The organism is Klebsiella sp. GG_Kp146 (genome assembly GCF_040061975.1).
GTDB lineage: Bacteria > Pseudomonadota > Gammaproteobacteria > Enterobacterales > Enterobacteriaceae > Klebsiella > Klebsiella quasipneumoniae.
On the sequence record NZ_JBEAHA010000012.1, the window covers coordinates 126,834 to 141,308 of the forward strand.

Annotated in this window: 14 protein-coding genes; 12 read left to right on the plus strand and 2 right to left on the minus strand. The window is 61.3% G+C overall.

Going from position 1 to position 14,475, the window contains the following annotated elements; all coding sequences use genetic code 11:
- The first annotated feature begins 8 nt into the window (after positions 1 to 8).
- Positions 9 to 896 (plus strand): heme o synthase, encoded by an 888-nt coding sequence (gene cyoE, locus ABLU95_RS13940; RefSeq protein WP_002891629.1) that lies wholly within the window; start codon positions 9 to 11, stop codon positions 894 to 896.
- 249 nt (positions 897 to 1,145) lie between these two features.
- On the plus strand, positions 1,146 to 1,478 hold the full coding sequence (locus ABLU95_RS13945) for a hypothetical protein (protein ID WP_101978165.1): 333 nt from the start codon (positions 1,146 to 1,148) through the stop codon (positions 1,476 to 1,478).
- 38 nt (positions 1,479 to 1,516) lie between these two features.
- On the opposite strand, the gene ABLU95_RS13950 is transcribed toward ABLU95_RS13945, so the two are convergent.
- The gene (locus ABLU95_RS13950; RefSeq protein ID WP_023288610.1) at positions 1,517 to 2,275 is read right to left on the minus strand and encodes an IclR family transcriptional regulator C-terminal domain-containing protein; all 759 of its coding nucleotides are present in this window, start codon (positions 2,273 to 2,275) and stop codon (positions 1,517 to 1,519) included.
- 152 nt (positions 2,276 to 2,427) lie between these two features.
- Here ABLU95_RS13950 and ABLU95_RS13955 point away from each other — a divergent pair, with 152 nt between their 5' ends.
- The 8 genes from ABLU95_RS13955 (at position 2,428) to ABLU95_RS13990 (ending at position 12,243) form a co-directional block, all read left to right on the plus strand.
- A complete protein-coding gene (locus ABLU95_RS13955; RefSeq protein WP_044521259.1) occupies positions 2,428 to 3,249 on the plus strand; it encodes a shikimate dehydrogenase in 822 nt (273 codons plus the stop codon).
- Positions 3,246 to 4,922 (plus strand): FAD-dependent oxidoreductase, encoded by a 1,677-nt coding sequence (locus ABLU95_RS13960; protein WP_348879783.1) that lies wholly within the window; start codon positions 3,246 to 3,248, stop codon positions 4,920 to 4,922. The genes ABLU95_RS13955 and ABLU95_RS13960 overlap by 4 nt, the downstream gene beginning before the upstream one ends.
- Before the next feature lie 13 nt (positions 4,923 to 4,935).
- Positions 4,936 to 5,256: an NIPSNAP family protein gene (locus ABLU95_RS13965; RefSeq protein ID WP_004204812.1), complete on the plus strand. Its 321-nt coding sequence runs from the start codon at positions 4,936 to 4,938 to the stop codon at positions 5,254 to 5,256.
- A gap of 10 nt (positions 5,257 to 5,266) precedes the next feature.
- Positions 5,267 to 6,958 (plus strand): FAD-dependent oxidoreductase, encoded by a 1,692-nt coding sequence (locus ABLU95_RS13970; protein WP_348879786.1) that lies wholly within the window; start codon positions 5,267 to 5,269, stop codon positions 6,956 to 6,958.
- 58 nt (positions 6,959 to 7,016) lie between these two features.
- Positions 7,017 to 7,835: a TIM barrel protein gene (locus ABLU95_RS13975; protein WP_348879788.1), complete on the plus strand. Its 819-nt coding sequence runs from the start codon at positions 7,017 to 7,019 to the stop codon at positions 7,833 to 7,835.
- Between the two features lie 10 nt (positions 7,836 to 7,845).
- Positions 7,846 to 9,207 carry an aromatic acid/H+ symport family MFS transporter gene (locus tag ABLU95_RS13980; RefSeq protein ID WP_348879790.1) on the plus strand — a complete coding sequence of 454 codons (1,362 nt, stop codon included), beginning with the start codon at positions 7,846 to 7,848 and terminating at the stop codon, positions 9,205 to 9,207.
- Positions 9,208 to 9,540: 333 nt separating this feature from the next.
- On the plus strand, positions 9,541 to 10,719 hold the full coding sequence (locus tag ABLU95_RS13985; RefSeq protein WP_023288604.1) for a Gfo/Idh/MocA family oxidoreductase: 1,179 nt from the start codon (positions 9,541 to 9,543) through the stop codon (positions 10,717 to 10,719).
- Between the two features lie 159 nt (positions 10,720 to 10,878).
- A complete protein-coding gene (locus tag ABLU95_RS13990; RefSeq protein ID WP_023288603.1) occupies positions 10,879 to 12,243 on the plus strand; it encodes an MFS transporter in 1,365 nt (454 codons plus the stop codon).
- 43 nt (positions 12,244 to 12,286) lie between these two features.
- On the opposite strand, the gene ABLU95_RS13995 is transcribed toward ABLU95_RS13990, so the two are convergent.
- Complete coding sequence (locus tag ABLU95_RS13995; protein ID WP_002891465.1) at positions 12,287 to 12,778, minus strand: YajQ family cyclic di-GMP-binding protein; 492 nt, start codon at positions 12,776 to 12,778, stop codon at positions 12,287 to 12,289.
- Positions 12,779 to 12,996: 218 nt separating this feature from the next.
- On the opposite strand from ABLU95_RS13995, the gene panE reads away from it, so the two are divergent.
- A complete protein-coding gene (panE, locus tag ABLU95_RS14000; protein WP_017898925.1) occupies positions 12,997 to 13,908 on the plus strand; it encodes a 2-dehydropantoate 2-reductase in 912 nt (303 codons plus the stop codon).
- Complete coding sequence (yajL, locus tag ABLU95_RS14005) at positions 13,871 to 14,464, plus strand: protein deglycase YajL (RefSeq protein ID WP_023288601.1); 594 nt, start codon at positions 13,871 to 13,873, stop codon at positions 14,462 to 14,464. The genes panE and yajL overlap by 38 nt, the downstream gene beginning before the upstream one ends.
- Positions 14,465 to 14,475 lie beyond the last annotated feature (11 nt).

Below are 14,475 nucleotides of genomic sequence, written 5' to 3' on the forward strand. Positions count from 1 at the left end.
CGGCGAGTATGTTTAAGCAATACCTGCAAGTTACGAAACCAGGCATTATTTTTGGCAACCTGATCTCCGTGATCGGCGGTTTCCTGCTGGCCTCCAAAGGCCACATCGACTATCCGCTGTTCGTCTGGACGCTCCTTGGAGTATCCCTGGTGGTCGCCTCGGGTTGTGTATTCAACAACTACATCGACCGGGACATCGATCGTAAGATGGAACGGACGAAAAACCGGGTGCTGGTCAAAGGGCTGATCTCGCCAGAAGCTTCGCTGGTGTACGCCACCTTGCTGGGTATTGCTGGCTTTATGCTGCTGTGGTTCGGCGCAAATCCGCTGGCCTGCTGGCTGGGGGTGATGGGGTTCGTGGTTTATGTCGGCGTCTACAGCCTGTACATGAAACGCCACTCTGTCTACGGCACGCTGATTGGCTCACTCTCCGGCGCAGCGCCGCCGGTGATTGGCTACTGCGCGGTCACCGGTGATTTCGACAGCGGTGCGGCGATCCTGCTGGCTATCTTTAGCCTGTGGCAGATGCCTCACTCCTACGCCATCGCGATTTTCCGCTTCAAGGATTATCAGGCGGCGAATATTCCGGTGCTGCCGGTGGTGAAAGGCATTTCGGTCGCCAAAAACCATATTACGCTGTACATCGTCGCCTTTGCCGTTGCGACCCTGATGCTCTCGCTGGGCGGCTACGCCGGGTATAAATACCTGGTCGTGGCGGCAGCGGTCAGCGTCTGGTGGCTGGGCATGGCGCTGCGTGGCTACAAAGTGGCAGATGACAAAGTCTGGGCGCGCAAGCTGTTCGTCTTTTCCATCGTCGCCATCACTGCGCTGTCCGTGATGATGTCCGTTGACTTTATGGTGCCGGATTCACATAGCCTGCTGGCTTACGTGAGATAATCTCGCTCTCCAGTACGATATAAAGCCCCGTTTTGTCGGGGCTTTTTCTTTTCTGTTACAAATTGGTTCCTTTCTCATTTCATACTTCCCCTCCCCTCCCCCGCATCGGTTTCGCTATCTCACGCCCAAAAAATGAGGAAAAAATGAGCTTGTGCTAACCGGGTATCGCTCGCGCCGCACGCGCCCGCGATGCTACTTTTCGCCTCGGGTTTACCCCCGTTTGGGAAATATTCACTACAAGGAATCGCAATGAAAGAATTAACACTGAACGAAATGGCGTACATCTCCGGCGGCTTTAACCTGTTCGGTGCGGCCAACGGCTTCGCCAGCTTTGTCGCCAACTCTGCCGTCGGCTTCACCTCGTTTGTCCTCACCTCCGGTACCGCCTTCGCCTCATTCGTTGGCGACAGCGCGATGGCGTTTGGTTCCTTCCTGACCGGTCAGACAAACTGGGAAACCTTTGTGACCACCGGTAAGGAAAACTGGGGTAGCTTCGTCAATACCGCCGGCACCAGCTGGAACACCTTTGTCGATAACGCCGCCAGCGACTGGAGCAGCTTCCTCAACAAAGCGTCAGCCTAAGCGACGTCTCGCCGAGGGCAGCGCATCGGCTGCCCTGTTTAACCCACCAGCATCGCCTGCGCGCTATAGAGCAGATCAAGGTGGTCGCGGCATAACGCGTCCAGCGAAGTCCGCGATTGATGACTGGTCAGACTTAACGCTCCCCACCAGGTCCCTTCCCTGTCGGTTAACGGTACCGCCAGCACCAGCATACCAATCTCAAACTCCTGCTCGATAGTGGCATACCCCTGACGCCGCACCTGGGCAATCTTCTCCATCAACGACGCGACGTCGGTCACCGTATAAGGCGTGCGTTGTTCCCGGGTAATGCGCTGTAGAACCGCTTCACACTCTGCTTCCGGCAGCGAAGCCAGCCATAACCGCCCCCCGGCGGTACAAAAGATGGGCACCCGCTCCCCAAGCCGAACCGACGTGGAGTTAAATGGCGTGTGACGGCTGCGGGCGATATAGACCAGCTCATCTTCATCCACCACCCCCACCGAGGCGTGCTCCTCGGTCCGGCTGGCGATGTATTCGACAATCGGCCGCACCATGCGGGGAAACTGCGCCGAATCGACGTAGGCCTGACCAAGCCGCAGCGTCTTCGGGGTAAGCCAGTAATAGCGCCCATCGGTTTGCAAATAGCGCTCATGCAGCAGCGTCAACAGAAAACGTCGTGCCGCGCTTTGCGTCAGGCCGCTCATTTTCGCCGCCTGAGCGACGGTGAGCTTTGGGCAGGTTTTAGAAAAAAGCTGGATGAGCGCCAACCCTTTTTGTAAACCGACGATCAGATCGCGAGGATGAATGGTGTTTTGCATATTCGCTCACATTTTTGCAACATCATTATCGATTTCCTGCGATTATCGCAGCAATCGTGCGATTAACAACCGACATGTCCGAATTCTGCGTTGTCGCTCCCAGCTTCCACTGAAATACTTTCACAACATTCATTTAACAAATGAGGTTTGCAATGGTCAGTGGAACTACCCAGGTTGTCGCCGTGATTGGTCATCCGATCGCCCAGGTGAAATCACCGGATAACTTCAACCGCTACTTTGCCGAACAGCACATGGACAGCGTCATGATCCCGGTGGATATCGCCCCGGACGCGGTGGCCGCCTACCTCAACGCCCTGCGCGGCTGGCAGAACATGAGCGGCGTGCTGGTGACGGTGCCGCATAAACAACGCGCCGCCGCGCTGGTCGACGAGCTTACGCCGCGCGCCCGCCGACTCAACGCCATCAATGTGATCCGCAAGCTGGCGGATGGCCGGTTACAGGGCGATATGCTGGACGGCGTCGGCTTTCTGCTCGCCGCCGAGGCACAGGGTTTTCAGCCGGCAGGTAAGCAGGCGCTGCTCTCCGGTTGCGGCGGCGTCGGCAGCGCCATCGCCTGGGGATTGTGCGAGGCGGGGCTCCGTCAGCTGGCTCTGCACGATCAAAACCCCGCCACCCGGCAACGCCTGCACGACCTTCTGGCTGAAGCCTTTCCGGCGGTGCGACTGAGCGCGCTGCCGGACACCCTGCACGGCGTCGATCTGCTGGTCAACGGCTCGCCGGCCGGCATGGCCGGATTTGATGCGCTGCCCCTGCCGCAGGCGCTGCTGGAGACGCTCGACAGCGCCACCCACGTGGCTGACGTTGTCACCGCCCCGGTGATGACGCCGTTGCTCACCTTCGCCGCCGCCCGCGGCTGCCGGGTACAGACCGGGCCGGAAATGGCGCTGGCGCAGATGACGCTGATGGGCCAGTTTATCGGCGCCATCCCGCCGGCGCAGGGAGCGGCGGCATGAAGAGCTGGGATGTGATCGTCATCGGCAGCGGCGCCGCTGGCTTTGCCGCCGCGGTCACCGCCTGCTGCAAAGGGCTGTCGGTGCTGATGCTGGAGAAAGCCGGTCAGTTCGGCGGCACCTCGGCCATCTCTGGCGGCGCCGTGTGGCTGCACGATACTGACCAGGCGCGCGCCGCGGGCAAAAGCGGTAGCGCCGAAGCGATCAAAACCTATCTGCGAACCATTATCGGCGAGGCCCACTACCGCGAAGATATCGCCGAGGCGTTTATCAGCGCCGGGCGAGAGGCCCTCGCCTTTCTGGAGCGCGAGGGGGCGGTGAAATATAGCCTGCGCCCACTCTCACCTGATTACTATCCGGATGAGCCCGGCGCCGTCGACGTCGGTCGGGCGCTGGAGGTGGTGGAGTATGACGGCCGTGAACTGGGGGACGCGTTTCGCGACCTGCGCTCGCCGCCGCCGGGGATGCTGCTGTTTGGCGGAATGATGGTCAACCGCGTCGACATTCAACATTTTCTCGATATGCGTCGCTCGCTGCGCTCCCTGGCCCATTGCACCCGACTGCTGCTGCGCTACGCCCGCGACCGGGTGACATACCCTCGCGGCACCCGCCTGGCGATGGGCAATGCGCTGATTGCCCGCATGGCGACCACGGCGCTGCGTAAAGGCATGAGCCTGCGGCTGAATGTCAATGTTCTGGCGCTGCGCGAAGCGCAAGGCGCGGTCACCGGGGTAGAGATCGAGTGTCAGGGGCAAAGAGAGACGCTGCACGCCCGGCGAGGAGTGGTGCTGGCCGCTGGCGGTTTTGCCGCTGGCGCGCTGGCGGCGCGCTATCGGCCTGACACCCGAGAGCACTTCACCATGTCGCCGCCGGCCAATGATGGCGCCGCGCTGCTTCTCGCGGCGGCGCTTAACGCTCGCGAGGGAGCCGATCGGGCATCCAACTTTTTCTGGGCGCCGGTATCGGTGCTGACCCGGGCCGACGGCAGCGAGGAGCGCTTCCCCCACCTGGTGACCGACCGGGCCAAGCCGGGCGTGATTGCCGTCAATCAGCGGGCGGTACGCTTCGTTAATGAGTCCAGCTCCTATCACCATTTTGCCAGCGCGATGCAGCGTGCCGCGGAGAATGCCCCCTGCTTTTTACTGTGCGACGCTCAGGCGATGAAGCGTTACGGCCTCGGGCTGGCGCGCCCGGCGCCGGTGAACAATGACGCCCTGATCGCCGCCGGCTATCTGCACAAAGCCGACACCCTGGCCGCGCTGGCGCAGCAGCTTGGGCTGGATGCCCACACCCTGAGCGAGACGGTCGCCCGCTACAATCGTGACGCCGCGCAGGGCGTGGACCGTGAGTTTGCCAAAGGCGGCAACAGCTATAACCGGGCGATGGGCGATCCGGGCCATCACCCTGACGCCTGCAACGCTCCCCTGCTCAGCGCGCCGTTCTATGCCATCAAACTCTATACCGGCGATCTGGGGACTTCCCGGGGTCTGGTCACCACCGCCGATGCCCAGGTCGTCAACGCCGAAGGAAAGCCTATCGCGGGGCTGTACGCGGTGGGAAACGACATGGATTCGCTGATGGCCGGCACCTACCCGGGTCCCGGCATCACCCTTGGCCCGGGGCTGACGTTTGGCTACCTCGCCGCCTGCCATCTGGCGCAACCCGCCACCCACTAATCAGGAAAACATCATGATCTACGAAAAACGCACCTACACCATCAATCCGCTGAAAATGGCCGACTGGCTGGCGCTGTACCAAAGCGATGCCCTGGCGGTGCAAACTGACCATCTCGGCAAACTGATCGGCTTCTTTTTTACCGAGATCGGCGTGGTCAATCAGGTAGTGCACATCTGGGCTTACGAAAGCCTGGACGATCGCCTGGTACGCCGCGCGCGGATGGCCCAGGACGAGCGCTGGCAGACCTTCTCGCGGAAAAATCGCGAACTGGCCGCCGTGGAGCGCCTCGAGTCGGTGCTGATGCGCCCCACTGCTTTTTCACCATTGCAGTAAGGAGTCCATCATGAGCGGGCCTGTGAAGGTAGATGTGCTGGTGGTCGGCTCCGGCGCGGCGGGACTCTCTGCCGCGGTCACCGCGGCAATGCACGGCGCCAGCGTCATGGTGGCGGAGAAGGCGTCAGTGCTCGGCGGAACCAGCGCCTGGTCCGGCGGCTGGCTGTGGATCCCCCGCAACCCGCTGGCGCGGGCGGAGGGAATCGACGAAGCGGCCGATGCTCCGCTGACCTATCTGCAGCATGAGATGGGGGGCGAAGCCGCCGACGAACGGCTGCAGACCTTCCTGCGTCACGGGCCGGAAATGGTGGATTTTTTTCATCAGCGGACGGCGGTGAAGTTTCTGTCGGGCAGCGCTATGCCGGACTTTCACGCGTCGCCGGGCGCGGCGAACGGTGGGCGGTCGGTGACCGCTCAGCCCTACGATGGCCGCCTGCTCGGCGACTGGCTCCACCGACTGCGCCCGCCGCTGGAAACCATCAGCCTGGCCGGGATGGGCATCGCCGGCGGCGCGGACATGGCGCATTTTTTTAACGCCACCCGCTCGCCGCGCTCCGCGCTGTATGCCGCCCGCCGCCTGCTGCGCCACGGCTGGCAGCGGCTGCGCGCCGGACGGGGGCAGCATCTGGTCAATGGCAATGCGCTGGTCGCCCGTCTGCTGCGATCCGCCCTCGACGCCGGAGTGCGCTTTCAACTCAATGCGCCTGCGGTTCGGCTGCTGCAGGGGCCGCAGGGCGTGTCCGGCGCGGTGCTGCGCAGCGATGACGGGGAGATGCACGTCGAAGCGGGCGCCGTGGTGCTGGCCTGCGGCGGTTTTCCTCACGATCGGCAGCGCCTGGCGCAGGTGGTGCCTCACGCCGCGGAGGGCTACGGCCATTTCTCCGCCGCGCCGCCTGACAATCAGGGCGAGGGGATCCGCCTTGGCGAATCCGTCGGCGGCCAGTTCGATACCCGCCTGCGCCACCCGCTGGCCTGGGCGCCGGTGTCCCGCGTCACCCTCGCCAGCGGCCAGCAGCTGATGTTTCCCCATCTGGTGGAGCGAGCCAAGCCCGGGGTGATCGCCGTCCTGCCTAACGGCAAACGCTTTGTTAACGAGGCCGACTCCTATCACGACTTTATCGCCGCCCTGCTGGCGGCGACGCCCACGGGCGACACGCCGCAGGCCTGGCTGCTGGCCGATCGGCGCGCGCTGCGTCGCTATGGCCTGGGCCACGCCAGGCCCTTCCCGTTCACCCCTACCGCCTGGCTGCGAACCGGCTATCTGCTGCGAGGAAACACCCTGGCCGAGCTGGCGAAACTTTGCGCCATCGATACCGATGCGCTGGTGGAAACCGTTGAACGCTTTAATCACTTCGCCAGCACCGGTGAAGACGTCGATTTTCACCGCGGCGCATCGGCCTATAACCGCGCGCAGGGTGACCATCAGGTGACGCTCGGACCGCTGCGCGAAGGGCCGTTCTACGCGGTGCGCATTCTGCCCGGCTCGCTGGGCACCTTCAGCGGATTGCAAACCGACGAACACGCTCGGGTGCTGGACGGGCAGCAGCAGCCGATACCGGGCCTGTTCGCCATCGGCAACGACATGTCGAGCGTGATGCGCGGCTATTACCCCAGCGGAGGGATCACCCTCGGGCCGGCGATGACCTTCGGCTACCTGGTGGGCAAAAAACTGGCAGAAAACACAATAAAAACAAAGCAATAAAAACCAGGGACGGCAATACCCCTGGCTAACTTCACCTGCAACTGAACCGGAGCCATTTATGAACATGCGTACCCTATCGCTCGCCGCGCTGAGCCTGCTCGATGTCTCTCCCCCCGAACAGGTGCGGATAGCGGCCAGAACCGGTTTTACCCACGTGGGTCTGCGGCTGCTGCCCGCCACCCCCGCCGACCCGGACTACGATATGCTGGGCGATACCCCCGCCGTCCGCGCGACCCTGGCCGCGCTGATGGAAACCGGCATCCGCGTCTCGGACGTGGAGATCGTCCGCCTGAGCCCGGGGTTTACCCTCGACGATCGGCTGCAGCGCTTTATGGAGACCGCCGCGCGGCTTGGCGCCGGGCAGGTGTTAGTCGCCGGGAATGACGACAACCTGCAGCGCAGCGCCGACAACCTGGCCACTCTCGCCGCGGCCGGTCGCCCGTTTGGCCTGACCATGAACCTTGAGCCAATGCCCTGGACCCAGTTGCGCACGATCGCCGATGCGCAGGCGCTGATCGCCGCCAGCGGGCGGGATGATATCGGCATCCTGGTGGACGCCCTTCATTTCTGGCGCGCGGGAGAATCGCTCGCCGCCCTCTCCAGCCTGCCCGCGCATCATCTGAACTATATGCAGCTCTGCGATGGCGCGGCGCAGCGGCCGGAAAGCGAGCAGGAGCTCATCCGCCAGGCCCGCTCAGCGCGCAACGTGCCGGGGGAAGGCGGTTTGGATCTGCACGGTCTGATGTCGGCTCTGCCGGCGACGCTGCCGGTCTCCCTCGAGGTGCCGCTCGACGGCGAGCAGGGCGCCCTGCCGCCCCTCCAGCGGGCGCAATTACTGTTCAATGCCGCGCAGCCCTACCTGCGCTCCTGCGCATAAGGAATCCGCTATGACACAGACTCAACGCCTGGATGTCAGAGAGTTAATTAACCGTAACCCGCTGAGCCGCTTTCAAAAGCAGATTATTTTTCTCGGCTTTTGCGTTATCGCTCTCGATGGGTTTGATATCGCGATCATGGGCTTTATCGCCCCGACGCTGAAGCTGGAGTGGGGGGTAAGCAACCACCAGCTGGGCCTGGTGATCAGCGCCGCGCTGATCGGCCTCGCGCTGGGCGCTATTTTCTCTGGCCCGCTCGCCGACTGGCTGGGACGCAAAATGATCATCATCAACAGCGTCTTCTTCTTCGGTTTCTGGACCATCGCCACCGCCTTCTCGCACAACATTGAGCAGATGATTTTCTTCCGCTTTATGACCGGCCTTGGACTGGGCGCCGCGATGCCGAACATCGGGACGCTGGTTTCGGAATACGCCCCGGAACGCCAGCGCTCATTTATTATTACCGTCATCTTCTGCGGCTTCACCTTCGGCGCGGCGGCCGGAGGATTCACCGCATCATGGCTGATCCCGCAGTTTGGCTGGCACTCGCTGATGGCGCTCGGCGGCATTCTGCCGCTGCTGTTTGCCCCCCTGCTTATCTGGCGGTTGCCGGAATCGGTTCGTTTTCTGGTGATCAAACAAGCGCCAGCGGCGCGCATTCGCGCCATCCTTAATCGTCTTTATCCCGGACAAATCAGCGACAACGTGACGTTTATCCTGCCGGCGCAGCCGGCGGCCGGCAACGCGATGCGCATTGTGCTCTCCCGCCAGTACGGCTTTGGCTCGTTGATGCTATGGCTGGTCTATTTTATGGGGCTGTTCCTGGTCTATATTCTCGGCAGCTGGCTGCCAACGCTGGTTAAGGAGGTCGGGCTTACCGTCAGCCAGGCGGCCATTATGACGGCGATCTACCAGGCGGGAGGCACACTCGGCTCGCTGTTTGCCGGCTGGCTGATGGACCGCATCAATCCCCATCGCGCGCTGGGAATGATCTACGCCGTCGGCGGTCTGTTTACCATGGCGATGGGCTACGCCGCGGGCAGCTTTGCCTTGCTCTGTATGCTGGCGTTTATCAGCGGCGCCTGCCTGAACGGCGCCAATACGGGCATGAACGCCCTCTCCGCCCGTTACTACCCCACGCAGGCGCGGGCGACCGGCTCCAGCTGGATGCACGGCGTCGGGCGGATCGGCGCGATCCTCAGCGCCTTTGCCGGCGCTGAGATGATGGCGCTCAACCTGCCCTTCGAAAGCGTCTTTTTGATCCTCGGCATCCCGGCTGCCCTCACCGTCGCAGGCCTGGCGGCGAAGGGCATCTTCGCCGCGGGTAATCCTCCCGCTGCTTCGCCAGCCCCCGCGTCTGTGCGCGGAGCGTAATACGGTATTCTTCCTCCGGTGCAATCTGCGGATTGCACCGCGCACTGCGGCTAAAAAGAACATTTATTTCATCTTTCTGTGTAACGAAAAGCGCTGCGCAACCGTCCGGCCTGCTCCCATTGCCGTTGTTTCCCCTCCCCTCTCTTCAAGCCAGCAGAAAATAAACTTCTCCTTATTCGATCCCCTTCGCATATATGAAAAATAAATTCCACATAACAATTGAAACAGAACAAACATTTCCTTAAGTTTAGGTCAGTTTATCCGGATGCGCGTTGCCGCAGGCGTCGGCATTGAGCGCCTCAGAGTGCGAATGATTTCAAAAAGGAGAGCACCATGTTAAACGGTCTGAAACCCTTATCCCGTTCCCTGCGTTGGGGCATGGTCGGCGGCGGGGGAACCAGCCAGATCGGCTACAGCCACCGCTGTGCGGCGCTGCGTGACAATGTTTACACCCTGCTGGCCGGCGCGCTTGACGTCGATGCCGAGCGCGGGCGCGCGTTCGGTGAGCAGCTGGGCATCGCCCCGGAGCGCTGCTACGCCGACTACCAGACCCTGTTTCGTGAAGAAGCCCGCCGTCCTGACGGGATCGAGGTCGTCTCGGTCACCACCCCGAATAATACCCATTTCGCCATCACCAAAGCGGCGCTGGAAGCGGGCCTCCACGTCATCTGTGAAAAGCCCCTCTGCTTTACCGCCGAAGAGGCGCGCGAGCTGGTGGACCTGAGCAAAAAACAGAACAAAATCGTCGGCGTCACCTACGGCTACGCCGGCTATCAGATGATCCAGCAGGCGCGGCAGATGATTGCCGATGGGCTGCTCGGCGAGATCCGCATCGTCAATATGCAGTTCGCCCACGGCTTTCATAACCAGGCCGTCGAGCTGCAGGCAGAATCCACCCGCTGGCGCGTAACGCCGAAGTTCGCCGGGCCCAGCTATGTGCTGGGGGATCTGGCCACCCATCCGCTGTTTGTCGCCGAAACCATGGCGCCGCAGCTCAATATCAAACGGCTGATGTGCTCCCGCCAGAGCTTTGTCCCCTCCCGCGCGCCGCTGGAAGATAACGCCTTTGTCCTGATGGAGTATGACAACGGCGCGGTTGGCTCGATGTGGACCAGCGCGGTGAACAGCGGCGCCATGCACTCGCAAAAAGTGCGCATCGTCGGCGAAAAGGCGAGTATCGAATGGTGGGATGAGCATCCTAACCAGCTCAGCTATGAGGTGCAGGGCGAGCCAGCGCGCATTCTGGAACGCGGGATGCCCTACCTGAGCGCAAACGCGCTGGCGGACGATCGCATCGGCGGCGGCCACCCGGAAGGGCTGTTTGAAGCCTGGGCCAACCTGTATCGCCGCTATGCGCAGGCGATTGACGCCACGGACCGTGACGATCGCGCCTTCCTGCAAGACTTCTGGTATCCGGACGTCGAAGCCGGGCTGCACGGCGTCTACTGGGTCGAGCAGTGCGTCAAATCGGCTGATGCCGGCAGCCAGTGGGTTGACTTTACTTTACCTTAATTTTCCCCCTCGCCAGTGGAGTCCCCCTCCACTGGTTTATTGATTTTTACCAACTTGTCGCATCGCGCAACAGCCCCGTAATATCTGTTAAACAAACATTTATTTACGCTTCTTACCCCCCGCCGCTACACTAGGCGCAGTTTTTATATTGAGGTGGTAATGAACGATAACAAAATGACGCCAGGGGAACTGCGCGCGACCTGGGGTTTGGGGACGGTATTCTCCCTGCGCATGCTTGGCATGTTTATGGTCCTGCCGGTTCTGACCACGTATGGCATGGCATTGCAGGGCGCCAGTGAAGCGCTGATTGGCCTGGCGATCGGCATCTACGGTCTGGCGCAGGCGGTGTTCCAGATCCCCTTCGGACTGTTATCTGACCGTATTGGCCGTAAGCCGTTGATCGTCGGCGGCCTGCTTATCTTCGTGCTCGGCAGCGTCATCGCCGCGCTCACCGACTCCATTTGGGGCATCATTCTTGGCCGCGCCCTGCAGGGTTCCGGCGCCATCGCCGCCGCGGTCATGGCCCTGCTCTCCGATCTCACCCGCGAACAGAACCGCACCAAAGCGATGGCGTTTATTGGCGTCAGCTTCGGCGTCACTTTCGCTATCGCCATGGTGCTGGGGCCGATTATTACCCATCAGCTGGGCCTGCACGCCCTGTTCTGGATGATCGCCATCCTGGCGACCGTCGGCATCCTGCTCACCCTGTGGGTGGTTCCCAACAGCCAGAATCATGTGCTTAACCGCGAATCCGGGATGGTGAAGGGCTGCTTTAGCAAGGTGCTGGCGGAGCCGCGCCTGCTGAAGCTCAACTTTGGCATCATGTGCCTGCACATCATGCTGATGTCCACGTTTGTCGCGCTGCCCGGACAGCTGGAGGCCGCCGGCTTCCCGGCCGCCGAGCACTGGAAGATTTACCTGGTCACCATGGTTATCTCCTTCATCTCGGTGGTGCCGTTTATTATCTACGCCGAAGTGAAGCGCAAGATGAAGCGCGTCTTTTTGCTCTGCGTGGCCATCCTGCTGATTGCGGAAATTGTCCTCTGGGGCGCCGGAGGCTACTTCTGGGAGCTGGTAGCGGGCGTTCAGCTCTTCTTCCTGGCGTTTAACCTGCTGGAAGCGCTACTGCCGTCATTGATTAGCAAAGAGTCGCCGGCGGGCTATAAAGGCACCGCGATGGGCGTCTACTCCACCAGCCAGTTCCTCGGGGTGGCGATTGGCGGCGCCCTTGGCGGCTGGGTAGATGGTTTCTTTGATTCACAGACCGTGTTTCTGCTGGGCGCGCTGCTGGCGATGCTGTGGCTGCTGGTGGCCAGCACCATGAGCGAGCCGCCCTACGTCAGCAGTCTGCGGGTGGAGGTACCGGACGGCGTGGTGGTCGACAGCGCGCTGCAGGCGCGTCTGCTCAGCGCCAGCGGGGTTCATCAGGCGCTGGTGGTGCCCGAGGAGCGTTCGGTGTATATCAAAATCGACAGCAAGGTCACCAACCGCTTCGAGATAGAGCAGCTCATCAAAGGGGTATAAAAAAAGCGGGGAATTCCCCGCTTTTTGCTGTCAGTCTGCCGCCTTAGTCGCGGAAGTTTTTGAACTGGAACGGTTGTCCCAGATCGCCACCGCGCACCAGCGCCATCACCGACTGCAGATCGTCGCGGGACTTACCGGTCACGCGGATCTCTTCGCCCTGAATCTGGGCCTGCACTTTCAGCTTGCTGTCTTTGATCAGTTTAACGATCTTCTTCTGCACCGCGCTTTCAATGCCCTGTTTCAGCTTCGCTTCAACAAACCAGGTTTTACCGCTGTGTACGATATCTTCCGGCACGTCGAGGGAGGTGCCTTCAATGCCGCGCTTGAGCAGCTTGGCGCGCAGGATATCCAGCAGCTGATTCACCTGGAAGTCAGACTCGCTCAGCACTTTAATGGTCTTGTTGGCGTCGTTTAATTCAAACGTGGCTTCAACGCCACGAAAATCAAAACGCGACTCGACTTCGCGGCTCGCGTTGTCCACCGCGTTACGGGCTTCCTGAAGATCAACTTCAGAGACAATATCGAAAGATGGCATCTTTTCCTCTCCTTCCGTTTCTTTTGCGTTGCATAATACCTGCAACGCGGCATAACTCAACTTGTTATCCCGGAAGCTTAGCTGATTACGCAACGCTCGCGCTATTTTCCCCATGCTGCCCGACGACGCCGAAACCCCCTTTCCGTCCGACGATGCGAAAAGCGACGAGATATACTTTAGCCATCAGCGCCTGGGGTAGCGGCAGATGAGGAGGAACAATGAAAGTAACCGTACTGGGATGCGGTGCACTGGGACAACTATGGCTGACCGCGTTGTGCAAACAGGGACATGAAGTCCAGGGCTGGCTACGCGTACCGCAGCCATTCTGTAGCGTCAACGTCATTGAAACCGACGGCTCGGTGTTCAACGAGTCGCTGACGGCCAACGACCCCGATTTTCTTGCCAGCAGCGAGCTGCTGATTGTCACCTTAAAAGCCTGGCAGGTTTCAAACGCGGTGAAGCACCTGGCCGCGATCCTGCCGGACACCACGCCGATTGTGCTGGTGCATAACGGCATGGGAACCGTCGAGGAGCTGCGCAGCGTGAAACAGCCGTTGCTGCTGGCCTCCACCACCCAGGCGGCTCGCCGGGACGGGAATGTCATCATCCACGTCGCCCAGGGCACCACGCATATCGGGCCGGCGAAAAGCTACGAACAGGACTACAGCTACCTCGCTGAAGTGCTGCAGAACGTGCTGCCGGATGTCGCCTGGCACAACAATATTTTCTCGGCCACCTGGCGCAAACTCGCGGTTAACTGCGTGATTAACCCCCTGACCGCGATAAAAGGGTGTAAAAATGGCGATCTGCGCGACTATCCGCAGGAAGTTGCGGCCATTTGTCGCGAGGTGGCGGCAGTGATGGAGCGCGAAGGTATTCATACCTCGGCGGAAAACCTGCTATTTTATGTCGAACAGGTGATTGAAAGTACGGCAGAAAATATCTCATCCATGCTGCAGGACGTTCGCGCCCAGCGGCACACGGAGATCGACTATATCACCGGGTTTCTGCTCAACCGCGCCCGCGCCCACGGCGTTGCCGTACCGGAAAACGCCCGCTTATTTGAACTGGTCAAGCGTAAGGAGAATGAATATGAGCGCGTCGGCACTGATTTGCCTCGCCCCTGGTAGCGAAGAGACCGAAGCGGTCACCACCATCGACCTGCTGGTCCGCGGCGGAGTCAAAGTGACCACCGCCAGCGTCGCCAGCGACGGCAACCTGACCATCGTCTGCTCGCGCGGCGTCAAACTGCTGGCGGATGCCCCGCTGGTCGAGGTGGCCGATGGCGATTTCGATATCATCGTCCTCCCGGGCGGTATCAAGGGCGCAGAGTGCTTCCGCGACAGCCCGTTGCTGGTGGAAACCGTCCGACAGTTCCATCTCTCCGGGCGCATTGTGGCCGCCATCTGTGCCGCCCCGGCGACCGTGCTGGTGCCCCATCAGCTGTTCCCGATCGGCAACATGACCGGTTTTCCGGCGCTGAAGGATCATATCCCCGCCGATCAGTGGCAGGATAAACGGGTGGTCTGGGATCCACGGGTGAATCTGTTAACCAGCCAGGCGCCGGGAACATCGATTGATTTCGCCCTGAAAATGATCGATCTGCTGGTGGGGCGCGAGAAAGCGTATGAGGTCGCCTCGCAGCTGGTGATGGCCGCCGGCATCTATAATTACTACGAAGCCTGATAGCCGGTCCG

What these genes read in the sequence shown, in the direction of transcription:
- ABLU95_RS13985 (WP_023288604.1), top strand. Translation starts at nt 9,541, where the DNA reads ATGTTAAACGGTCTGAAACCCTTATCCCGTTCCCTGCGTTGGGGCATG.
- yajL (WP_023288601.1), top strand. Translation starts at nt 13,871, where the DNA reads ATGAGCGCGTCGGCACTGATTTGCCTCGCCCCTGGTAGCGAAGAGACC.
- ABLU95_RS13980 (WP_348879790.1), top strand. Translation starts at nt 7,846, where the DNA reads ATGACACAGACTCAACGCCTGGATGTCAGAGAGTTAATTAACCGTAAC.
- ABLU95_RS13960 (WP_348879783.1), top strand. Translation starts at nt 3,246, where the DNA reads ATGAAGAGCTGGGATGTGATCGTCATCGGCAGCGGCGCCGCTGGCTTT.
- ABLU95_RS13990 (WP_023288603.1), top strand. Translation starts at nt 10,879, where the DNA reads ATGAACGATAACAAAATGACGCCAGGGGAACTGCGCGCGACCTGGGGT.
- ABLU95_RS13950 (WP_023288610.1), bottom strand. Translation starts at nt 2,275, where the DNA reads ATGCAAAACACCATTCATCCTCGCGATCTGATCGTCGGTTTACAAAAA.
- ABLU95_RS13955 (WP_044521259.1), top strand. Translation starts at nt 2,428, where the DNA reads ATGGTCAGTGGAACTACCCAGGTTGTCGCCGTGATTGGTCATCCGATC.
- ABLU95_RS13975 (WP_348879788.1), top strand. Translation starts at nt 7,017, where the DNA reads ATGAACATGCGTACCCTATCGCTCGCCGCGCTGAGCCTGCTCGATGTC.
- ABLU95_RS13995 (WP_002891465.1), bottom strand. Translation starts at nt 12,778, where the DNA reads ATGCCATCTTTCGATATTGTCTCTGAAGTTGATCTTCAGGAAGCCCGT.
- ABLU95_RS13945 (WP_101978165.1), top strand. Translation starts at nt 1,146, where the DNA reads ATGAAAGAATTAACACTGAACGAAATGGCGTACATCTCCGGCGGCTTT.
- ABLU95_RS13965 (WP_004204812.1), top strand. Translation starts at nt 4,936, where the DNA reads ATGATCTACGAAAAACGCACCTACACCATCAATCCGCTGAAAATGGCC.
- panE (WP_017898925.1), top strand. Translation starts at nt 12,997, where the DNA reads ATGAAAGTAACCGTACTGGGATGCGGTGCACTGGGACAACTATGGCTG.
- ABLU95_RS13970 (WP_348879786.1), top strand. Translation starts at nt 5,267, where the DNA reads ATGAGCGGGCCTGTGAAGGTAGATGTGCTGGTGGTCGGCTCCGGCGCG.
- cyoE (WP_002891629.1), top strand. Translation starts at nt 9, where the DNA reads ATGTTTAAGCAATACCTGCAAGTTACGAAACCAGGCATTATTTTTGGC.